The sequence below is a fragment of the Haemophilus haemolyticus genome (genome assembly GCF_003490935.1).
GTDB lineage: Bacteria > Pseudomonadota > Gammaproteobacteria > Enterobacterales > Pasteurellaceae > Haemophilus > Haemophilus haemolyticus_M.
In genome coordinates this window covers 349594-370344 of record NZ_QQGD01000002.1, presented here as the reverse complement: position 1 = coordinate 370344, position 20751 = coordinate 349594, and the positions used below count along the sequence as shown (strand labels likewise).

Below are 20751 nucleotides of genomic sequence, written 5' to 3'. Positions count from 1 at the left end.
TTTAGTTTCCTTTTGCTATCTCTTCATCAAGTTCGGCAATGCGTTTTTCCATTAGATCATGACAATAAGCCGCAAGATCTCGAACATTGTCTTTGGTATAGCCTGAAACATCAATTGGCTCCATTATTTCGCAAATTACTTTGCCATTATCCCAACGATTTAAATTAATTCTATTATGAGTGGTTGAGCAAACCACAGGAATAATCGGCACGCCTGCTGAAATTGCCGCATGGAATGCACCCGTTTTAAAGGGTAATAAACCGCGACCACGACTGCGAGTGCCTTCCGGGAACATCCAAATAGATAAATTATCTTCATTAATTCGTCGTGCGAGCTGCGACATCGTACTGTGTGCTTTTGTGCGGTTTTCTCTATCCAAGAAAATATTGCCCGTTACCCAATACAGAATGCCGAAGAAGGGAATCCAAATTAAACTTTTTTTACCCACACTTACTGTGCGAGGTTGCACCATATAAGAGATTGTCACCATATCATAATTGTTTTGGTGATTACCGATATAAATGGCACGTCCAATCTGCTCTTGATTTTGAGGAACACGATGTTCTACTTTTAAGCCAAAAAGTGGATATAAGCGTCCAAACCAACGTGCAACAATGCCTACGTTGCTTGGATTTTTAAAGCGGATAAAAGAATAAATCGTACCCAGTACACAAATTAGAATACAGCAGATTAATACGAGGAAAATTCGAAGTAGTTTTAACATGAGGATGTCCTATACAAAATTTCATTAAAGTATAGCAAATTCAATATCAATATGTGCTAATCTAAACAAAAATCGTGGAATTTTTATGAAACATAGCTATTTTATTTCTGATTTGCATCTAAGCGAAAATCGGCCTGAATTGACCGCACTTTTTGTCAATTTTATGCAGAATCTTGCCCCACAGGCTGAACGGCTTTACATTTTGGGTGATCTTTTTGATTTTTGGATTGGTGATGACGAGCAATCTACATTGATTCAACAAGTTAAAGATTTAATTAAGTCTGTAAGTAATCAAGGTGTGCAATGTTATTTTCAGCACGGCAATCGTGATTTCTTGATTGGTGAACGTTTTGCGAAAGATACAGGTGTTCAGTTTTTACCTGATTATCAATTGATCACACTTTATGATAAAAAAATCTTACTTTGTCATGGCGATACGCTTTGCATTGATGATGAGGCTTATCAACAATTTCGCCGTAGAGTTCATCAAAAATGGTTGCAGCATTTGTTTTTGTGCTTGCCATTAAAAGTGCGGGTGAAAATTGCGGAGAAAATTCGAGCAAAGAGTAATCAAGATAAACAAGCCAAATCGCAGGAAATCATGGATGTAAATCAAGCCTTTACGACAGAAAAAGTACAAGAGTTTGGTGTAAATTTATTAATTCACGGACACACACACCGTGAGGCGATTCATCAACAAGCAGGATTTACACGAATTGTATTAGGGGATTGGCGAAAAAATTACGCATCAATTTTAAAAATGGATGAAAGCGGAGAATTTGGTTTTATGAAAGATTAGAAGTGCGGTGAAAAATCACCGCACTTTTGATGTTAAGATTTTGTTCGAGCAAACGCCGCAGCTTCCGCTATTAATTCATCGCTTGGGCGTTGATGTGTGTAAAGTTCAAATTGTTCTACAGCCTGAAGCACAATCACTTCTGCGCCAGAAATGGTTTGTTTTCCTTGTGATTGAGCATAACGAATAAAGGGTGTTTCAGCAGGAATAGCCACTACATCAAACGCGATACTAGCATTATCAATGAGTGCTTTTGGAAAGGCTAAATCCATTTCTTCCTTGCTCCCTTTCATGCCGATTGGCGTAACATTGACTAAAATGTCTGCCTGTTGGTTTTCTAAAGAATCAATGTATTCGTAGCCATAAAGTGCGGCGAGATATTGACCTGTTTTTACGTTGCGTGCGTAAATTTTTAACTTCTCAAAACCTGAATTTTTAAAGGCCGCCACAACGGCTTTTGCCATACCCCCACTGCCATGAACAATGACTTTAGCATTTTTATTTAAGTGATATTTTTCAATTAATTTTACGATGGCAATATAATCAGTGTTATATGCATGCAAAAAGCCATTATCGTTCACGATGGTGTTTACGGATTCAATAGCTTGTGCTGATGGATGAATCTCATCTAAAAACGGAATGCAAACTTCTTTGAATGGCATTGACACTGCACAACCACGAATACCTAATGCTCGCACGCCTTTGATTGCGTGTTCAATATCTTGCGTGGTGAAGGCTTTATAAATGAAATTCAAGCCTAGTTTATCGTACAAATAATTGTGAAAGGTTGTACCGAAATTACCCGGGCGACCAGATAAAGACATGCAGAGTTGGGTATCTTTGTTGATCATGGTGTCTCCTTATATGTTTAAATTCATTCCATCATCAATGCCGATAAAATATTGGTTCATATCAAAAGCAGGTTTTGCCGCTTTATCTTGACTCACTATACGAGCTGGCACACCCGCGGCTGTGGCATATTCCGGCACAGGGTGAAGCACAACAGAATTTGCCCCAATTTTGGCATATTTACCCACTTCAATATTACCGAGAATTTTTGCTCCCGCCCCAATCATGACACCCTCGCGTACTTTTGGATGACGATCGCCTGATTCTTTTCCCGTACCGCCAAGCGTTACGCCTTGCAAAATTGAAACATCATTTTCGATTACAGATGTTTCCCCCACAACAATACCTGTTGCGTGGTCGAACATGATGCCGTGACCAATTTTCGCCGCTGGGTGAATATCGACATCGAAAGCCACGGAAATTTGGTTTTGTAGATAAAGGGCAAGGGATTTACGATTTTGATTCCATAAATAATGGGTGATTCGATAACTTTGAATCGCATGGAAACCTTTTAAATAAAGCAATGGAGTGGACCATAATTCCACAGCGGGGTCTCGGTGGCGAACAGCTTGAATATCGCAAGCAGCACAATCAATGATCGAAGGATTGGCTTGATAGGCTTCCTCAATAATTTCTCGGAGAGAAATAGCCGGCATGATAGGATTGGCTAATTTGTTAGCCAACAAATAACTTAGCGCTCCGCCCAGATTTTGATGTTTTAAAATCGTAGAATGAAAAAAACTGGCAAGCATAGGTTCGTTTTCGGCAAGTTCTTTGGCTTCTTGGCGAATATGTTGCCACACATCTAATGTCATTTTTCCTCCTGTTGCCTGCTTTCAGACTACGCGTTTATATATGTTAATCATAGCTGAATTTGTGTATGTACGGAAAGATCTATTAAAAACAAAAGTGAAACAGGCTAGAAATAATTTTTAACGAGGATATTACTTATTCATTGAGCTGAATTTAAACGGCACAATGGATATGCCATTTTTTCCATTTTTTAGTTGATAAAATTGAGGGTAGTTAAAATTACGTTGAACGATATTGTAAGGATTTTTATCGCCTTCCTGTTTAGCGTTTTGATAAAGTTGATTAATTTCCCGCACTTTTTCATCTTTTTCACCATCGCAGTGGCGATAGATTTCGAGACGATTAGATTCATCTAAAATGTAAACATTGAAGCTGTGATCGGAATTATCTTCAAAAAAGAATTGTAGGAATCCTTCACTTGCGAAGGCATCCATTTCTGGCGGATAGCGACGACTTTCTTGGCTTGTCTCGCCATCTTCAATTGGCGTTTGTAAAACTTCGTCAAAATCCACCGCACTTTCAGCTTCATTACAGACAGATTCATTTCCGATTTCTTGTAAGCTAATCCCGCGATCTTCAAAAAATAATTGCCAGTTTTTACCCGCTACGCGTAAGCGTGATGTTTGACAAGGTTGTTGAATATCACCTACTTGGATGCTAACGCATCGATTGACTAATCCCATCACTAATTGGCGTAAATCTTGGCGATAACGTTCGCTATAACAATATACTTGGATGGAATCTGGGCGATTAACGCCACGATAAATTTTGTTAGAAAGCACTTTTAGTGCAAGCAAAATGGCATTTTGCCCTTCAAAATGGAGCGTTCGGATTTCGTTCCACACATTGCGATAAGTAAAATCGATACTGCCTACAAGGCTTTGTTCGAGCGATCCAAAACTAAATAAATCTCGCGATGAAATACCCGTTAACACTTCTTCTACTTTGGATGTTGGATCTGTGGTGAGATTTATGGCAATAAACAAGCTACGAATTTCGCATTGGTTCAATAAATCGCTGTTTTTGGGTTGCTTGGCGATGGTGCTTGGAAAAGACTGACGCAAGTTAGTGACAAAGCGTTGTAATGTATTTAAAGTCACATTCTTGCTAAAAATTGACAATTCGGTTTTTTCTGTGAGTAAATGATTGAAATAAGCCCAAGAAACTAATTTATTCAGGCTTTCCCCGTATTCAATGACTCGTTCTTTGGAGAACATAATATGGTGCGTTGGTTGATTGATAAGATACCAACCATCTTTAAAATGTTTATTGCCGCAAACTTCCACAAAAGTCAGGTGTGCTTCTGATAAATTGTGAGATATCTGTGTGTTGAGTAAGGACACTTTGCCAGGAAGTTCTTCAAAAGCAGTATAAAGTTTACGAGAAAGAATGTTGATATCTTGTGGCACGACGCTCGAGTGAATATGATGCTTTCGCGCAAATTCCACTAAATTGCGATAGCTCAACATTAAAAATTTCATTATGTTATCGTGGTTTTCTTTTACATCCTTAATTTTCCAGAATGGACGCTTATTGAGGTGTTTCACCGTTTCTGCAGACCATCCCCATTCTTGCGCAAGGATTTCCATATAACGAATACGCCAATTATTAGTTTGGTAACGCGCAAGATCTTCTGTTGCTTTTACATAGAAACAACGGCGCACAAAATCCAAACGTTTAAATTCAGAAAGTGCGGTTAAATATCGGGTTACTTTTGCAAGAATGGCAATGTAAGGATCAAAATGGTGATCAGGATTGATATTACCTGCAAGTAAATCTCGCTTAAAAGTGCGGGCAATTAAGCAAGTGTTTGGATATTCTTTGGAATAGGCTTCTAACAACAAAATTTTGAGCACAGATTTATAAGGCGAATCAATCCCTTTATAAAGATGCCATAAGCTGGCACCGAAATATTCATTTGCAGAAAATTGTCCTAAACCGCCGAAATCTACCCAATCATTTGGATCAATTTCCCCTTCCGTAATTAAACGAGCGACCTCTTTTTCATAGTCTTTTTCATTTTCTACCCATAAATGCAACCAAAGTAAAGGTTTACCTGCCAAGCGTACGGCGGAGCGATAGAACTCATCAAGCAACAACATATATTGCGCAGAGCCGCTATTTTCAACAGTGAGTGGGTCAGCATAATGTTCATTGCGGAAACGTTGTTGATCCATCAAATAAAAATTAATTTCCACATTAAATTGCATTGCCCATTCACTAATTCGTTTAGTTTTTTGGATAAGAAGAGCGTGTTCATCTGGGGGGAGGTCATCACGGACACAAATCCAAGTATCAAGATCTGAAGAAGAGGTTTGACTTATTGAGCCAAAGCTACCCATTAAATAAACGCCTAGAATTGGTGGTAAAACTTCGTGAAAATTTACCGCACTTTTGAGTGTTGAAGACTTATGATCGGCATAGTGAATACCGTATTCATTGGTGAGCCATTTTTTTTGATAATCAGATGCGAGGAAACTTGCAATACCTGAGGGGGCGTGAATAACATAGCCTGGAAGTTGCGGATGGTTTAGGTGTAAAAGTAAAGGAACAACCGCTAAAACGTGTTGGAATGCATCGCCTGAACCTTGTAATGCACGCTCAAAACGGCGTTGATCCAAAGCGCTAACCCATTGTTTTGCTTGTGCTAGATTACATTCCACGTGGTGTCCCTACCAGAACAACAAAAATTGGCGAACAATTTACCACTTAGGGAGTATAAATGCAAAAAATTGTGATGCAAATCACAGTTTGTGAAGAATCAGAGATTTTAAATTATTAGAACGCAAAATAAATGACTAAAAATCTTATTTTTAATGCGATTTCTCATATCTGAGGTGTTTCTTATATCAACAATCAAAATGACTTTTTAACCTAAGAGTGATAGGATAGCCAACAAATTTATTGCGTAAATGGCTTAATTTCGCTGATATGAGAATCTATATTTTTACCATTGGCGACTGCTCGGTATTTTTCTTATTAAAGCGAGTACATTAACTTATTCAATCTGACTTATTAAGGAATTGATATGGCAAAAGATCAAGATAACGACATCACTGAACAAGTTGGTGATACGCCAAAAGTGGTTGAAAAAACAGAAACGATACAGCCAGTTCCACAAACTATTGTGAAAAAAACGGGCACAGCATTGAGTTTATTGGCGATTCTCATTGCGCTAGGTGTAGGTGGAGCTGGTTATTATTTTGGTCAGCAACAAGTAGTTGAAATTCAGCAAAAATTAACCGCACTTGAAAGCCAAAGTGGTGTGGCTGTTTCTGCCCCTGTGTCTGATAATAGTGGACAGGTTACACAATTAGAACAAGGCTTAAAAACCGCACAAGATAAAATCGAGCAACTTGAGCAATTAGTTGCAGGCAAAACAGGCGAAATTACTGCGTTACAATCTCAAGTAAAACAAGTTAGTCAACTTGTTGGTGCACAACAACCGAGTGACTGGTTATTTTCCGAAGCAGATTTCTTATTAAACAATGCCTTACGTAAACTTGTTTTAGATAACGATGTTGATACAGCCATTTCTTTATTAAAATTGGCTGATGAAACTCTCGTTAAGGTAAATAATTCACAAGCGAATGCGATTCGTACTGCAATCAACCAAGATTTAAAACAACTTCTTTCACTTTCAAGCGTAGACCAAAATGCAGTAATGCAAAAACTTTCACAGCTTGCCAATACTGTGGATGAATTACAAGCGTTGAATGTGAATTTTGATGAAGCGCCAGAAAAGAGCGGTAAATTATCTGATGATATTGCAGATTGGCAGCAAAATGTGGAAAAGAGTGCAACTTCTTTCCTAAATCACTTCATTCGTATTTCGCCAAAACAAAGTGCGGATAAAAAAGAATTACTTGCGCCAAACCAAGATATTTATCTTCGTGAGAATATTCGTTTACGTTTACAACTTGCTATTATGGCCGTACCACGCCAGCAAGATGAACTTTATAAACAATCTTTAGATGCGGTTGCTTCGTGGGTTCGTAGCTATTTTGATACGAATGCAGAAGTGACACAAAATTTCTTAAAATCAGTAGATGAGCTGGCTGATTCGTCTATTTATGTAGATGTGCCAGGGCAATTACAAAGTTTGACCTTGCTTGATAAATATCTTAATCGTGCGTCGTTAGATGTTCAAAAGGTGGAAATCGAAGCGGATAAAGCTATTGAAACTATGCCTAAAGCTGAAGGCTCGGCAACAGAAGTATCTGCACCAAAAAAACAAGAACCTCAACCGGCAAAAGCTGAGCCACAAAAATAAGGATAGCCTATGTTTAGAGTGCTTTTTTTAATGCTGGCATTGCTTGCTGGGTTGATTGCAGGGCCTTATCTTTCTGGTCAGCAAGGCTATGTTCGTATTGAAACAACAAATAATATCGTTGAAATGTCGATTACGACATTAGTAATTTTCTTTGTAATTGCTTTAGCGATTATTTATGGTTTGGAATGGATCGTAACGCGTTTTCTACGTTTAAGTCGCGGTTCTTATAATTGGTTTTCTAGCCGTAAACGTGTGAGAGCACAGAAACAAACCCTTGAAGGTTTGATGAAGATGAATGAAGGGGATTACGCTAAAGCAGAAAAATTGATTGGTAAGAATGCCAAACATTCTGCTGAGCCTGTGTTAAACCTCATCAAAGCAGCTGAAGCAGCACAACAACGAGGTGATGAATTTAGCGCAAATCGCTATTTGATTGAAGTAACTGAATTAGCTGGTTCAGATAATTTGCTGGTGGAAATTGCCCGTACGCGTATTTTATTGCAACAAAACAAATTGCCAGCGGCACGTAGTTCTGTGGATAGCTTGTTAGAAATGGCTGGTCGCAATAAAGAAGTGTTAAAACTGGCGGTAGAAATTTATCTTCGTTCTAAAGCCTATCAAGCCCTCGATAAGATTTTAGATGGGGTTGAAAATAGTGGTTTATTCAGCGCTGAAGAGTTTAAAGATCTTCGTTCTCAAACAGAAAATGGTTTGCTCGATGAGAAAATGAACGAAGAAGGCGTAGATGGTTTGCTTGAATGGTGGGATGCTCAGTCTCGTAGTCGTCGTAATAATATTGATCTCAAAGTTGGTTTAATTCAGCGTTTAATTGATTGTAATGATCATGAATCAGCATCGGAATTTACTGTCGAAGTATTGAAGAAAATTGGCGATAACACCAGCATTAGCAAAGAACTTTGTACTCAAATTACACGTTTACAACCAGAAGATAACAGTAAACTTCTCAAGCTAATCGAAAAACGTGCAAAACGTGCAGATGAGAAGCAAAAATGTTGTATCAATCGTGCTTTGGGTTATTTATATGTTCGTAACAATGAATTTGTTAAAGCAGCAGATGTCTTCAAAAACGTGATGGCTTGTCCTGAACAGTTAGAGTCAAATGATTTGATGATGGCATCTTATGTATTTGAACAAGCGGGTGATAAAGCATTAGCTGAGCAAGTTCGCCAAGAGAGTTTGAAATCAGTGATGGCAATTCAAGATGTCGTCCCAGAAAGTGCGGAAGAAAAAACAGAAGAAAATTCAACCGCACTTTTAGAAAGCAAATCTGAGTAACTCAACTAAAAAGACAAAACGCACTTCAAATGAAGTGCGTTTTTTGTTGCTTTGAATATAAAACTATATATTTTTCAGTTTATTAGAATATAACACCAAACAGAGTGCGATCACCATAATCAAAATTGCGCCTGCAAATAAGATGGTATCTACTGAGCTTTCATGATTAACAATGATTAAACGCAACATCGCAGTGATCCCTGCATAAATAAAATAGCGCAAAGGGAAGTGATAGCCGCTTTTAAAATACTGCACAATCAAGCCAATAAACCCGAAATATAAGAAAAACATCACAGCTTGTTCAGCTACGTCATAAGGCACGACAGTCGAAGTATTAAGCACCATCATCGCTAAAGTATAAGTGATTTTTCCAAGGGCAATGATGAGTACAATCGCTAACGCAATCAATGCCGTGCAAAGCACGATTTTCAATACACCAGTAATAATTCGTGGCAATTTTTCTAATTCTGGAGATTCTTCCATTTTTATTCCTTACAGCAAAAATCAAAGATCCGTATTCTAATGCAAGATTGTAAAGTTGGTCAAAGTCATTTAGAAAAATAAAGTGGAATTACACCCATACACTGTGCGTAAAGATGTTTTACCTGAATTCTTCACTGACGTAAATCAAATGTACGATGCATTATTGAATAAATCTGGCGTAACTGGCGTATTCACCGGCTTCCCAGATACAGGCGTTGAGTTTTTGAAAAAACAAAAATAATACGTAAGTAAAAGTAATAAAAAGAGCGGTCAAAATTCGTTGTAATTTTGACCGCTTTTTGTTAATAAAATATCAGTTTTGAATTCCATTTATGCGCCATATCTGGCGAGCATATTTAGCTAATATATTAGCTCTTTTCTCTATATTCTTAACATCCCAGCTATCATTATTAGTACCTAATGAATCGAAGAGTTCGGATACTTGTCTAAATTTACTTTTCCTATACAGCTCTTTTTTCTCATCAAAACTTTTATTCTCTGCATTCTTATTCAAGTTTTTTTCCAACAGCATCATATTTCCAACATGATAGATATATTTCTCTCTTTCATAAGAGCCTATACTAGACCAAGTGTCATTTGGATTCTGAGGTAAAATATGTTCTATTGTTATAGAGTCATCATTAATATCTGACTTAATCCCATTGATAAATTTTTCTATCTCTGAATAAATGTATCTTGCAATTTTGTTATTTTTTGAATCTGTCGTTATAATTACTTTATTTTCAAATAGCGATGAAAAAAGCTTATCTGGAAGATAATAATTTTGTAATGCTCTAGCCACATCAAGAGAATTTTTTAATATCCCTAGCTCTATATTTTTCGCTGTAGTAAAATATGTTTTCTCAGGATCTCCAGAAGGTTGATTCCCTATTACCGTATATCTAAACACAATAACTAATAAATATGATAATGTTTTCTGAAATTCTTGTTCAGTTAACTTTCTCTTAGCAGACATAACCAATGGATAATGTTGCTTGATTCTAAATAACTTTAATAATTTAGACAACTCTATCTCTAATTTATTAGAACTAGATAATGACTCTTGCTCTGGAGATACACATAGTAAATAAGAATCTAAATTTTGATCCATATCACTAATTAGTTTAAAGACATCCTCTCTAGATTTTATTTTACTTCTAATAGTTTTGAATAAATTCATATGTCTAACAAAATCATATTTACTCAACCAGAAAACCCTCAAGTAATCAGATATATTATTATTACCCAATCTATCTAATATTTTATTCCATCTATCATCTAACTCTTTAACTTCTGAATTAAAATCATCTACATCTGGATTATCAATAATAGAAAACAAATAATTCTTCAATAAGTCAGTTGAAGAAAGTTTTACCCCTCTCGCATTTAGAGTTTCAAAAACTTTATATGCATTTAACTCATTAGTTACGGTAATTACCGTAAAAAATAAATTATCCACAATAGCCTCAACAAATCTTGCTATTTCAGCGCCTTTATTCTCCTTAGGCTTAATATATAACTCAATTTTTTCATAAAAGAAATTAAACGATTTTCTTAAACGATGCTCGCTTTCCTTGAACCCCCTTGTTGGCAAATTATCAATTAAAGGAACAATATAATTCTTGTAATATGAATCATTATTTCTATTCAAAGACAACTTATTTTTATTTATTAATGTAACACTATCTTGATAACCAATGAATCTTGTTCTTATACTATTAAGTCTATTTCTATTATCATCAGAATCTACATTACCATCTATTAATTTATTAAGCATTTTCATGGCTGCCAATATTATTAGAGATAAAGTTGTTATTCTTTGTTGTCCATCAATAACATTAAAGGTATTTTTACCTACTGATTGCAAAACTAAATATCCCATATAATGAGCTTCATCATCTTTCAACGATGCCTCAATATCTTCCCATAATTCCATCCATTCTGCATTCTCCCAACTATAATCACGTTGAAATTTTGGTATTTTAAAAACTACTCTATCAGAAATAAGTTTGCTAAATGAATTGTTTTCAGTATTGAAATTTGTAATAGACATATTTTACCTTTATTGAATTAATAATTACCTAGATGTTTTCTTGCATTTCTAAAAACCGACATCCAAACAACATTTGTAGACAAATTTTGATACCATAAATTTTGCTAAATGCGTGCTATTCATGCTCTGATCATCACATCATCACGACAATTAATATATGATTATTATTCAACTGCTTCTTTTTGTATCTTAGGAAAAAGACTTGCCATTTATCTCAGCAAGCCTTTTAAATAACTAATTACGCAAATTGCTTTTTATTCTCTAAATAACGTTTTGCACATTCTGCTGCAGCAACTAAGCCGCCTGCCATCATAATAATATCTTTAATCACGAGTCGGCCAGCACCTGAGAGATATGGGAAGCCATAATTAGGTGTTGGGAAGTCCCCGCCTAAATTCGGCACCCAGGTTTCTGGCGTAAATATCAGGAAAGACAGCGTGACTATCGACATGCCAAAGGTGAGTAAACCTCCGAATAAACCTAATGTTGGAGACCAAATTCCCGCTAATACTAAAATACCAATGGTCACGATCATCGCGCCAATAATATAAGAAGCTGTATAGGTGCCATTAGCTTTATGCCATTCAATATTTTTTGCGACCATTTTGCCTTCAGGGTTTTTGTATAAGGTATATTCTTTTACTAAAACACCCTTATCATTTTCTACCATGTTCGCTCCATTTTTGTAAAGGAAGCTTAAGAAAGGGCTATTTGACACAAAATGTGCGATACCATCTGCTTCATATTGGCAAACTTTTAAGCCGCCAATCCAAACCATCACTACACAAATAGCAATGCGGATAAAGTTAATAAATTGACGTTGCAATGGCGCAACAATATTAGCTAGCAACGTAACTAAACTACTCATTAAGAACTCCTCATATAGTTCAATTGATATTACGGACAAAATATCCAAGAATTGTTCAGTATAAAAAAGAGATACTGACTCACTCAGTATCTCTTATTTTGTATTAATTTTCTGTGAGCAATTTCACATTATTTGAAATTTATTCTCGCATTTCTAAAAATTCGCATCCAAGCACCATCTTCAGACCAATCTTCTGGATACCATGAGTTACTCACGGCACGGAATACACGTTCTGGGTGTGGCATCATCGCAGCAATACGACCGTCCACGTTAGAAATCGCGGTAATCCCTAATACCGAGCCATTTGGGTTGGCTGGATAAGTTTCAGTCACGTTTAAATGGCTGTCGATATATTGCGCCACAATTAAGTTTTGCGCTTGAAGTGCGGTTAAATTCTCAGGTGTTTTGAATTCTACGCGACCTTCTCCATGAGAAACGGCAATCGGCATATGAGAACCCGCCATGCCTTTAAACCACAGCGAGTTAGTATCGTTGATTTTCACCATCGCAGCACGCGCTTCAAAACGTTCTGATTTATTACGCACGAAACGTGGCCAGTTTTCTGCGCCAGGGATGATTTCCGCAAGGGTGGAGATAAATTGACAGCCGTTACATACGCCTAATGAAAGGGTGTTTTCATTGGCGAAGAATTGGCTGAATTGATCGCGTAATTGTGGGTTAAATAAAATGGATTTTGCCCAGCCACCACCTGCGCCCAATACGTCACCGTAAGAGAAGCCACCACAGGCCACCATCGCGTTGAAGTCGTTTAAGTTGTAACGACCTACCATTAAATCGCTCATGTGAACATCAATCGCCGCAAAGCCTGCACGATCAAAAGCTGCCGCCATTTCAACGTGGCTGTTTATGCCTTGTTCACGCAATACGGCTACTTTCGGTTTCACGCCTTTGCTGATGTACGGCGCGGCAATATCTTCATTCACATCATAGGTTAAGTGAGCAGATAAACCTTTGTTGTCTGTCGCTTTTTTCGCTTCAAATTCTTGGTCAGCACATTCCGGGTTGTCGCGTAAGCGTTGCATTTGATGGGTCAATTCCGCCCAAATGCCACGCAATTCTGAGCGTTTTTCATCCAAAATTTCCCTTCCGAATTGATGGATCACAATGCGATCATTGTTGCTAACCTTGCCGATGTCGTAGGTAATTCCCTCTAATCCATGTGTTTTCAACACCGTATAAATAGCGTCAAGTTCCGCCTCTAATACCTGAATCACCGCGCCTAATTCTTCGTTAAATAAAATGGCTAACTCGGAAATTTCTTGAGCATAGTGTTCCGCACCGAGCTCAAGCGCCCATCCTTTTCCGCTATCGAATAACGGAGAAATATCAACATCCACGCCACAGTTACCCGCAAATGCCATTTCTGCAAGGGTGGTAATTAAACCACCGTCTGAACGGTCGTGGTAAGCCAATAATTTACGCTCTGCTACTAATGCTTGCATTGCATCGAAGAAGTTTTTCAGTTTGGCTACGTTCACCACATCGGCTGGTTTATCACCTAATTGTTTATACACTTGCGCAAGTGCGGTCGCACCTAAGCGATTTTTTCTTTCGCCTAAATCAATCAACAATAAACGGCTTGCGCCTTTGTCTGTGCGTAATTGAGGTGTCACGGTTTTGCGGACATCTTCCACGCGCGCAAAAGATGAAATCACTAAAGAAAGCGGAGCTGTTACTGATTTTTTCTCACCATTTTCTTCCCAAGTGGTTTTCATCGACATAGAGTCTTTACCCACTGGAATGGTAATGCCTAACGCAGGGCAAAGTTCTTCGCCCACCGCTTTCACCGCTTCATATAAGCCAGCGTCTTCACCACTGTGTCCTGCTGCAGACATCCAGTTTGCAGAAAGTTTGATGCGTTTAATATCGCCAATGTTGGTGCCCGCAATGTTGGTAATGGATTCAGCCACCGCTAAACGTGCAGAAGCTCCAAAGTCTAATAACGCTACTGGCGCACGTTCGCCCATTGCCATGGCTTCACCGTGATAGCTGTCTAATGATGCAGTTGTGACTGCCACATCAGACACCGGAATTTGCCATGGGCCAACCATTTGATCGCGCGCCACCATACCAGTTACCGAACGGTCGCCGATGGTGATTAAGAAAGTTTTTTCTGCCACCACCGGTAAACGTAATACACGATGGAAGGCTTCTTTTAATTGAATATTTTCTGTTGCAAGCGGTCGATTTTCGACAGTTTTTGACGAAACCTTGCGCGTCATTTTCGGGGTTTTGCCCAATAACACATTCATTGGCAAATCAATAGGATTATTGTCGAAATGGCTATCGTGCAAGGTTAAATGTTTTTCTTCCGTTGCCTCACCGATAACCGCAAACGGCGCACGCTCACGTTCACAAAGTGCGGTAAATAATTCGAGTTTTTCTGGCGCAACCGCTAAGACATAACGTTCTTGCGATTCATTACACCAAATTTCCAATGGCGACATCCCTTTTTCATCGCAAAGAATAGAGCGTAAATCAAATTTACCGCCACGTTCACCATCATGCACCAATTCAGGCATCGCGTTGGATAAACCACCCGCGCCCACATCGTGAATAAAGAGAATTGGGTTTTCATCGCCTAATTGCCAGCAGCGGTCAATCACCTCTTGGCAGCGGCGTTCCATTTCTGGGTTTTCACGTTGAACAGAGGCAAAATCTAAATCTTCTTTTGATTTCCCACTGTCCATCGAAGACGCTGCCCCACCGCCTAAGCCGATGTTCATGGCTGGGCCGCCTAATACGATCAATTTCGCGCCAACTGAAATTTCGCCTTTTTGAACGTGTTTGCCACGAATATTCCCGATACCACCGGCTAACATAATCGGTTTGTGATAACCACGCACTTCTTCGCCGTTGAAGCTGTTAACTTTCTCTTCATAGGTACGGAAATAACCCAATAACGCAGGGCGACCAAATTCATTGTTAAATGCAGCGCCACCTAATGGACCTTCAATCATAATATCTAAGGCTGAAGCAATACGGTTTGGTTTGGAAAGTGGATTTTCCCAAGGCTGTTCAAAGTTAGGAATGACGAGGTTTGATACCGAGAAACCGGTTAAACCTGCTTTAGGTTTAGCACCACGACCCGTTGCACCTTCATCACGAATCTCACCGCCTGAACCTGTTGCCGCACCTGGGAATGGCGAAATTGCGGTTGGGTGGTTGTGGGTTTCCACTTTCATTAAGATATGCACATCTTCATTGTGATAGCGATATTGTCCGTCTTGATCCGCAAAGAAACGGCCGACTTTTGAACCTTCCATCACCGCAGCATTATCTTTATAGGCTGAAAGCACGAAATCAGGGGTTTTCTCAAAGGTATTTTTAATCATCTTAAACAGGGATTTATCCTGTTTTTTGCCGTCGATAATCCAATCCGCATTAAAGATTTTATGGCGGCAGTGCTCAGAGTTAGCTTGCGCGAACATATAAAGTTCAATATCGTGCGGATTGCGCCCTAATTGGGTGAAGTTTTCCACCAAATAATCAATTTCATCTTCTGCCAGTGCCAAACCTAATTCTACGTTGGCTGTGACCAAGGCTTCACGTCCACCTTTTAAAATATCGACCGTTTTAAACGGTTTCGGATCTTGATGACGGAATAAGATCTCTGCATCTTCAGGACGACGCACCACAGTTTCCATCATTCGATCATGTAAAAGTGCGGTCAATTTCTCTGTTGTTTTTTCATCAAGCGGTTGACTTAACTCAAAATAATACGCCAAACCACGCTCAATACGCTCCACTTCACTTAAACCACAGTTATGCGCAATATCGGTCGCTTTAGAAGACCAAGAAGAAATGGTACCGACGCGTGGAATTACGATAAAGGTTTCGCCTTTGGCATCGTGTTCTGCCAAGGTCGGTCCGTAATGTAACAATGCTTTTAACTTAGCTTCCTGCTCGCTAACAAGCGGTCGATTTAATTCCACAAAATGCAAATATTCCGCATAAACCGATTTCACCGGTAATTGATTTTGTTGGAATTTTTGCATTAAGCCTTGAATACGGAATTCAGAAAGGGCGGGTGAGCCACGAAAAGTTTGAAACATAAGGGGTTCCTTTATGAGGATAGGAATGAAAATTGAGGGGTATTATAAAGGATATTTTTAGAAACGAAAACGTTTGCGTAAGCTGGAGATAAAATCCCCATCTTTAAGAATTTGATGGGGATAAGAAGATTAAAGAGTTATAAAACCATCATATACATGGGTCGCTTCGCCAGTCATATAAAGTGGATGACTAACGCCATCCCATTCAATGATTAATGAACCGCCTGGCAAATCGACTTGAACTCGATTGTTCAATAAACCTTGCATAATTCCAACTGCAACAGCTGCACAAGCTCCACTTCCACAGGCTTGCGTTTCTCCAGCACCACGTTCATAAACTCTAAGTTTAATATGGTCTTTATTGATGATTTGCATAAAACCAGCATTGACACGCTCAGGAAAACGCTCGTGACTTTCTAGCAAAGGACCAAGTTGTTCAACATTTGCTGTTTGAATATCATCTACTTGTACAACACAATGAGGATTTCCCATTGAAACGGCACCACATAAGACGGTTTGAATGTCTGTGCGTAGGATGTAATTTTTCTCGAATTTATTTGCGGTAAATGGAATTTTTGCTGGCTCCCAAATCGGTTCACCCATATTCACACGAATTTGGTTATCGTCTTTTACCGTTAGAACCATATTGCCTTTTTGCGTGCTAACCGCGATGTCTTTTTTGTTAGTTAGCCCTTTTAATGTCACAAAACGAGCAAAACAGCGGGCACCATTTCCGCATTGCGAAACTTCACTTCCATCGGCATTGAAAATGCGATAATGAAAGTCGAGTTCAGGATCATAAGGTGGTTCAACAAGCAAAAGCTGATCAAAACCAATTCCACGGTGGCGATCAGCTAAGCGTTGAATGGTTTCTGGCGTAAAAAAAACATTTTGAGTAACACCATCAACCACAACAAAATCGTTGCCTAATCCGTGCATTTTGGAAAACTGCATTTTTCCATCCTTTATTTAAATTCAAGATTGATTGCATTATAGAGAGCGGTAAAAAGAATGGCAAATTCAGAATTTTAGATTAAGAAAAGTGCGGTAAAACACAGGAAATTTTTACCGCACTTTATTCGCTAGTTTACTCAGATTACATCCAAGCATTATTGCGAATGATCCCTACGGCAATGCCTTCAATCTCAAAGTTTTCTTGTTCTTCAAGATTTACCACAATTGGATCAAATTCTTCATTTTCTGCGTGTAGGTAAATGATAGAACCTTTTTTCTCAAGGCGCTTTACCGTCACTTCATCTTCAATACGGGCAACGACAATTTGTCCATTACGTACATCCTTGGTGCTATGTACAGCTAATAAATCACCATCTAAGATACCAATGTCTTTCATGGATTGACCATAAACTTTTAGTAAGAAATCTGCTTGTGGTTTAAACATATCGGCATCTACACGATAAGTTGCTTCGATATGCTGTTCAGCAAGAATCGGTTCTCCAGCCGCTACGCGCCCCACAAGTGGTAAACCATCAAATTCTTCATTTGCGCTATAGTCTAAGATTCGGATACCACGGGATGCGCCTGGAATAATCTCAATCGCACCTTTGCGTGAAAGCGCTTTTAAATGTTCTTCTGCCGCATTGGGTGATTTAAAGCCTAATTCTCGAGAGATTTCAGCTCGTGTTGGTGGCATGCCTGTTGTTTCTAAATGACGTTTTAATAAATCCAACACTTCTTGTTGGCGTGCTGTTAATGGTCTCATATACACTCCTGTTTTTAAATACAGATAACTGGTATTGTATACAGATTGTGTGAAGTTGCAATAGTTATTTTTTAGATCTGTGTATTAGGTCACATTCTGCCACCAAATTTTTTAAAACGGTTGAGATCGGATGTGTTAAAATATTTCAAATTTACAACAAAGAGAAAATTTATCATGGCAAATTTTGTAAATATGTATCGTCAATTATTGAGCTTGCCTCTGTCAGTATTAGTGAAAAATAATCCAATTCCAGCCAATCCGATAGAAGAGCTTTCCCTCAATATTCACCAACCTGTTGTTTATGTTTTGCCTTATACCTCTCAAACCGATTTCGTTATTTTCCGTCGAAATTGTTTGGCGTTAGGTTTGCCTGATCCTGCGGAGAAAAATGAAATTGATGGTGTGAAGTTGCCTCGTTATGTGTATTTAGATGAGGGACGCCGCATTTTTAAATCGAAAGGTGCGAAAGATGAAACCACCACGATTTTCAATAAATACCTCGAATTACACCGCACTTCTGAGAGTTTAGATGTGCAACTTATTCCAGTCTCCGTTCTTTGGGGGCGTTCTCCTGGACATGAAGATAAATCCAGTTTGCCTAACTTGCGTTTGTTAAATGGCATGCAAAAAACTTTTGCTGCTATTTGGTTTGGACGTGATACTTTTGTGCGTTTTTCTCAAGCCGTTTCATTACGTTATATGGTGAATGAGCATGGTTCTGATGAAAAAATTGCGCAAAAATTGGCTCGAGTTGCAAAAATGCATTTTGCTAAACAGCGTATTTCTGCCACAGGCCCGCGTTTACCGAATCGCCAAGCTATGTTTAATAAATTATTGCAATCAGAAGCGATTCAACGTGCGATTGAAGATGAAGCAAAATCGAAAAATATCAGTATTGAAAAAGCCCAAAAAGAAGCGCATAAGATTTTGGATGAAATTGCTGCTGATGTAAGTCATTCAAGTTTACGAGCAGTGGATCGTTTTTTACGTTGGCTTTGGAATAAACTTTATTCTGGTATTGATGTGCAAAATGCAGATCGCGTACGTAAATTAGCACTTGAAGGTCATGAGATTGTTTATGTGCCTTGTCACCGTAGTCATATCGACTATTTATTGCTTTCTTATGTGCTTTATCATCAAGGGCTTGTTCCACCGCATATCGCAGCAGGAATTAATTTAAACTTCTGGCCTGTGGGTAGAATGTTCCGCAGTTGGGGGGCATTCTTTATTCGCCGAACTTTTAAAGGAAACAGATTATATTCTGCCATTTTCCGCGAATATTTATCAGAGTTATTCCATCGTGGTTATTCAGTAGAATATTTTATTGAGGGTGGTCGTTCGCGTACTGGTCGTTTACTTGCGCCAAAAACAGGTATGATGTCGATGACACTTCAAGCGTTACAACATAATCAAACTCGCCCAATTTCTGTTGTTCCAGTTTATGTGGGATATGAGCATGTATTGGAAGTGGATACTTACGCAAAAGAATTGCGTGGAGCAGCGAAAGAAAAAGAAAATGCAGGTTTGGTTATTCGAGTAATAAAAAAATTACGCAATCTTGGTCAAGGTTTTGTGAATTTTGGTGAGCCAATTACGCTTTCAAACTATTTGAGCCAACATTTCCCTGATTGGAAAGAGCAAAATCACGAAGAAAAACCACAATGGTTTGCTCCCGCAGTTGATTCTATATCAAAACAAGTAATGGTGAACATTAATAAAGCTGCCGCGGTGAATGCAATGAATTTGGTTGGGACAGCATTATTGTCTTCTCGTCAGCGTGCACTTTCTCGTGAGCAACTTTTAGAACAACTGGCGAGTTACCAACAATTACTACAAAACGTGCCTTATTCCACAGATGTTGTCTTGCCAACGGCTACGCCTGAAATGATGTTAAACCATGTATTAACGCTTGATCGTGTTGGCGTGTTAGTCGAAAAGGATAACTTTGGGGAAATTGTGCGTTTGGAACGCGCGTCGGCCGTGTTGATGACTTACTATCGCAATAATATTCAACACTTATTTGTATTGCCATCTTTAGTTGCAAGCATCATTTTGCATTATGAGGCGATTCAGAAAGATTTATTAGTGGAAGCGGTTGGTAAGATTTATCCGTTCTTAAAAGGCGAGTTATTCTTGCACTTTAGTGAAGAAGAGTTAAAAACTCAAATTCACCACATTATTGATGAATTTGCGCGCCAACAGGTGATTAACTCTAATGATAATTTCTTATCTATCAATAAATCGAAAGTACGTATTTTACAACTTTGGTCTGCGGGAATGCGTGAAATCTTGCAACGTTATTACATCACAGTGACAATTTTGCAAAAGCAACCAGATATTTCACGTGCAGAACTTGAAAAAGAAAGTCAACTCGTTGCACAGCGTTTATCTGTGTTGCATGGTATTAATGCACCGGAATTCTTTGATAAAGCCGTCTTCTCTATGTTCATTGCGAATTTGAAAGAGCAAGGTTATTTTGATGAATCAGGCAATGGCAATCTTGAAAAAATAGAATATTTGGCTTCAACGCTTTCTCATTTGATTTCAACGGAAATTTGTTTGACTGTCAAAGGAACGGTTGAAAAAGCAGAAGAACATGCTTAAGTCAGGTTTAAATTTTAGGAGCATCATTTGATGCTCCTTTTTTATATTAGCTATATAAGAAGTGTGGTGAATTTAATAGTCCAAAGAAACTTTCTATATGTCATATATCTAAGAAATTCCTTTTTCTTGACATACTTTGAATATCGCCATTTTCAGTAATGAAATCGACGATATGCCTCCATCTGATAGAAAATGA

The 20751-nt window shown here is 38.4% G+C and carries 14 protein-coding genes and 1 pseudogene; 5 read left to right on the top strand and 10 right to left on the bottom strand.

The features are described 5' to 3' along the window. Position 1 precedes the first annotated feature (1 nt). Positions 2 to 724, bottom strand: coding sequence for a 1-acylglycerol-3-phosphate O-acyltransferase (locus DV417_RS04175; RefSeq protein WP_118878706.1), 723 nt, complete (start codon positions 722 to 724; stop codon positions 2 to 4). Positions 725 to 809: 85 nt separating this feature from the next. Here DV417_RS04175 and lpxH point away from each other — a divergent pair, with 85 nt between their 5' ends. Then, entirely contained in the window at positions 810 to 1523 is a 714-nt protein-coding gene (gene lpxH, locus DV417_RS04170; protein ID WP_118878704.1) for a UDP-2,3-diacylglucosamine diphosphatase, read from the top strand. Between the two features lie 32 nt (positions 1524 to 1555). Here lpxH and DV417_RS04165 read toward each other — a convergent pair whose 3' ends face one another. The 3 genes from DV417_RS04165 to DV417_RS04155 all read right to left on the bottom strand — a co-directional run bounded on the left by DV417_RS04165 (position 1556) and on the right by DV417_RS04155 (position 5845). After that, positions 1556 to 2371: a shikimate 5-dehydrogenase gene (locus DV417_RS04165; RefSeq protein ID WP_118878702.1), complete on the bottom strand. Its 816-nt coding sequence runs from the start codon at positions 2369 to 2371 to the stop codon at positions 1556 to 1558. A 9-nt stretch (positions 2372 to 2380) separates the two neighbouring features. Beyond that, the gene (gene cysE, locus DV417_RS04160; protein WP_046949318.1) at positions 2381 to 3184 is read right to left on the bottom strand and encodes a serine O-acetyltransferase; all 804 of its coding nucleotides are present in this window, start codon (positions 3182 to 3184) and stop codon (positions 2381 to 2383) included. Positions 3185 to 3313: 129 nt separating this feature from the next. Then, positions 3314 to 5845 carry a class I adenylate cyclase gene (locus tag DV417_RS04155; RefSeq protein ID WP_118878700.1) on the bottom strand — a complete coding sequence of 844 codons (2532 nt, stop codon included), beginning with the start codon at positions 5843 to 5845 and terminating at the stop codon, positions 3314 to 3316. Positions 5846 to 6210: 365 nt separating this feature from the next. On the opposite strand from DV417_RS04155, the gene DV417_RS04150 reads away from it, so the two are divergent. Then, on the top strand, positions 6211 to 7455 hold the full coding sequence (locus DV417_RS04150) for a uroporphyrinogen-III C-methyltransferase (RefSeq protein WP_118878698.1): 1245 nt from the start codon (positions 6211 to 6213) through the stop codon (positions 7453 to 7455). A 9-nt stretch (positions 7456 to 7464) separates the two neighbouring features. After that, complete coding sequence (locus DV417_RS04145) at positions 7465 to 8751, top strand: heme biosynthesis protein HemY (protein WP_118878696.1); 1287 nt, start codon at positions 7465 to 7467, stop codon at positions 8749 to 8751. Between the two features lie 63 nt (positions 8752 to 8814). Here DV417_RS04145 and psiE read toward each other — a convergent pair whose 3' ends face one another. Continuing rightward, the gene (psiE, locus tag DV417_RS04140) at positions 8815 to 9234 is read right to left on the bottom strand and encodes a phosphate-starvation-inducible protein PsiE (RefSeq protein ID WP_005625591.1); all 420 of its coding nucleotides are present in this window, start codon (positions 9232 to 9234) and stop codon (positions 8815 to 8817) included. 79 nt (positions 9235 to 9313) lie between these two features. Here psiE and DV417_RS04135 point away from each other — a divergent pair. Continuing rightward, positions 9314 to 9475, top strand: a pseudogene (locus tag DV417_RS04135) (glycerophosphodiester phosphodiesterase); the annotation flags it as partial. A 72-nt stretch (positions 9476 to 9547) separates the two neighbouring features. On the opposite strand, the gene DV417_RS04130 reads toward DV417_RS04135, so the two are convergent. The 5 genes from DV417_RS04130 to lexA form a co-directional block, all read right to left on the bottom strand. Then, complete coding sequence (locus DV417_RS04130) at positions 9548 to 11287, bottom strand: DUF262 domain-containing protein (RefSeq protein WP_118878694.1); 1740 nt, start codon at positions 11285 to 11287, stop codon at positions 9548 to 9550. 238 nt (positions 11288 to 11525) lie between these two features. Beyond that, positions 11526 to 12155 carry a YkgB family protein gene (locus DV417_RS04125; RefSeq protein ID WP_005639071.1) on the bottom strand — a complete coding sequence of 210 codons (630 nt, stop codon included), beginning with the start codon at positions 12153 to 12155 and terminating at the stop codon, positions 11526 to 11528. A gap of 128 nt (positions 12156 to 12283) precedes the next feature. Continuing rightward, positions 12284 to 16231 (bottom strand): phosphoribosylformylglycinamidine synthase, encoded by a 3948-nt coding sequence (gene purL, locus DV417_RS04120; protein ID WP_118878692.1) that lies wholly within the window; start codon positions 16229 to 16231, stop codon positions 12284 to 12286. A gap of 129 nt (positions 16232 to 16360) precedes the next feature. Next, complete coding sequence (dapF, locus tag DV417_RS04115; protein WP_118878690.1) at positions 16361 to 17185, bottom strand: diaminopimelate epimerase; 825 nt, start codon at positions 17183 to 17185, stop codon at positions 16361 to 16363. 142 nt (positions 17186 to 17327) lie between these two features. Further along, the gene (gene lexA, locus DV417_RS04110) at positions 17328 to 17951 is read right to left on the bottom strand and encodes a transcriptional repressor LexA (protein WP_118861515.1); all 624 of its coding nucleotides are present in this window, start codon (positions 17949 to 17951) and stop codon (positions 17328 to 17330) included. A 174-nt stretch (positions 17952 to 18125) separates the two neighbouring features. Between lexA and plsB the strand changes: the two genes are divergently transcribed. Beyond that, on the top strand, positions 18126 to 20555 hold the full coding sequence (gene plsB / locus DV417_RS04105; RefSeq protein WP_118878688.1) for a glycerol-3-phosphate 1-O-acyltransferase PlsB: 2430 nt from the start codon (positions 18126 to 18128) through the stop codon (positions 20553 to 20555). Positions 20556 to 20751: the final 196 nt, after the last annotated feature.

What these genes read in the sequence shown, in the direction of transcription:
- DV417_RS04175 (WP_118878706.1), bottom strand. Translation starts at nt 724, where the DNA reads ATGTTAAAACTACTTCGAATTTTCCTCGTATTAATCTGCTGTATTCTA.
- lpxH (WP_118878704.1), top strand. Translation starts at nt 810, where the DNA reads ATGAAACATAGCTATTTTATTTCTGATTTGCATCTAAGCGAAAATCGG.
- DV417_RS04165 (WP_118878702.1), bottom strand. Translation starts at nt 2,371, where the DNA reads ATGATCAACAAAGATACCCAACTCTGCATGTCTTTATCTGGTCGCCCG.
- cysE (WP_046949318.1), bottom strand. Translation starts at nt 3,184, where the DNA reads ATGACATTAGATGTGTGGCAACATATTCGCCAAGAAGCCAAAGAACTT.
- DV417_RS04150 (WP_118878698.1), top strand. Translation starts at nt 6,211, where the DNA reads ATGGCAAAAGATCAAGATAACGACATCACTGAACAAGTTGGTGATACG.
- DV417_RS04145 (WP_118878696.1), top strand. Translation starts at nt 7,465, where the DNA reads ATGTTTAGAGTGCTTTTTTTAATGCTGGCATTGCTTGCTGGGTTGATT.
- psiE (WP_005625591.1), bottom strand. Translation starts at nt 9,234, where the DNA reads ATGGAAGAATCTCCAGAATTAGAAAAATTGCCACGAATTATTACTGGT.
- DV417_RS04130 (WP_118878694.1), bottom strand. Translation starts at nt 11,287, where the DNA reads ATGTCTATTACAAATTTCAATACTGAAAACAATTCATTTAGCAAACTT.
- DV417_RS04125 (WP_005639071.1), bottom strand. Translation starts at nt 12,155, where the DNA reads ATGAGTAGTTTAGTTACGTTGCTAGCTAATATTGTTGCGCCATTGCAA.
- purL (WP_118878692.1), bottom strand. Translation starts at nt 16,231, where the DNA reads ATGTTTCAAACTTTTCGTGGCTCACCCGCCCTTTCTGAATTCCGTATT.
- dapF (WP_118878690.1), bottom strand. Translation starts at nt 17,185, where the DNA reads ATGCAGTTTTCCAAAATGCACGGATTAGGCAACGATTTTGTTGTGGTT.
- lexA (WP_118861515.1), bottom strand. Translation starts at nt 17,951, where the DNA reads ATGAGACCATTAACAGCACGCCAACAAGAAGTGTTGGATTTATTAAAA.
- plsB (WP_118878688.1), top strand. Translation starts at nt 18,126, where the DNA reads ATGGCAAATTTTGTAAATATGTATCGTCAATTATTGAGCTTGCCTCTG.